This window comes from Synechococcus sp. WH 5701, assembly GCF_000153045.1.
Classification (GTDB): Bacteria; Cyanobacteriota; Cyanobacteriia; order PCC-6307; family Cyanobiaceae; genus Regnicoccus_A; species Regnicoccus_A antarcticus.
This window is the reverse complement of sequence record NZ_CH724164.1, coordinates 35119-36489: the sequence shown is the minus strand read 5'-3', so window position 1 is coordinate 36489 and position 1371 is coordinate 35119. Positions and strand designations below refer to the sequence as shown.

The following is a 1371-nucleotide window of genomic DNA, read 5'->3' as shown; positions in this document are numbered from 1 at the left end:
CAGCGTTGTGCATGGCCGGCGATAGGGAATGCCGCACAGGGTTGCCAAGCAGTCCCACCAGGCCTGTATCACCGTTGATCATCGGGTCGCCGGATCGCTTCTCCAGCCTGCCTGTTCGGGAACCCCACCTCGCCTCTCAAGGGGTCTCCTGATGAGGATGACGCCATTCAGATCACTTTTTAGGGAAGGGCACCGATGGGCAAAGTTGTCGGCATTGACCTTGGCACCACGAACAGCTGCGTTTCTGTGATGGAGGGTGGCAAGCCCACCGTTATCGCTAACGCCGAGGGCTTCCGCACAACGCCCTCCGTTGTTGCTTACACCAAGAACCAAGACCAATTGGTTGGCCAGATCGCCAAACGACAGGCGGTGATGAATCCGGATAACACGTTTTATTCGGTGAAGCGCTTCATCGGTCGTCGGGTTGATGAGGTGAGTGAGGAACAAAAGGAAGTGAGTTATGGAGTCGAAAAATCCGGCTCTAACGTGAAAGTGAAATGTCCTGTGTTGGACAAGCAGTTCGCGCCGGAAGAGGTGTCTGCTCAGGTGTTGAGAAAGTTGGCAGAAGATGCCGGTAAGTACCTAGGAGAGACCGTCACCCAAGCAGTGATCACGGTTCCTGCGTACTTCAACGATTCTCAGCGCCAGGCGACGAAGGACGCTGGAAAGATCGCTGGCCTTGAGGTGCTCCGCATCATCAACGAGCCCACTGCGGCGGCATTGGCCTATGGCCTCGATAAAAAGAGCAACGAACGAATTCTGGTTTTTGACCTTGGTGGCGGCACATTTGATGTCTCCGTTTTGGAGGTTGGCGATGGCGTTTTCGAAGTTCTGTCCACCTCCGGTGACACCCACCTCGGTGGTGATGATTTCGACAAAGTGATCGTTGATCACCTGGCTGCAACGTTCAAATCGAACGAAGGCATTGATTTACGTCAGGACAAGCAAGCTTTGCAGCGGCTTACAGAGGCTGCTGAAAAAGCCAAGATCGAGCTCTCCAATGCCACCCAGAGTGAAATCAATTTGCCGTTCATCACGGCAACTCCTGAGGGACCTAAGCACCTCGATCTCACATTGACGAGGGCCAAATTTGAGGAATTGGCGTCCAATCTGATCGACCGCTGCCGGGTTCCCGTGGAGCAAGCTTTGAAAGACGCCAAGCTGTCTTCGGGTGAACTCGACGAGATCGTGATGGTGGGTGGTTCCACCCGTATCCCAGCCGTTCTTGATCTGGTCAAGCGCACCACGAGCAAAGATCCGAACCAAACGGTCAACCCTGACGAGGTGGTGGCTGTTGGTGCTGCGATTCACGGGGCGTTCTTGCTGGAGAGGTGAAAGACATTCTTCTTCTTGATGTCACGCCGTTGTCTT

1 pseudogene is annotated in these 1371 nt (G+C 54.4%); it reads left to right on the top strand.

Annotated features, from left to right (window positions below):
• Positions 1-195: 195 nt before the first annotated feature.
• A pseudogene (gene dnaK / locus WH5701_RS15910) lies at positions 196-1371 on the top strand (molecular chaperone DnaK); the annotation flags it as partial.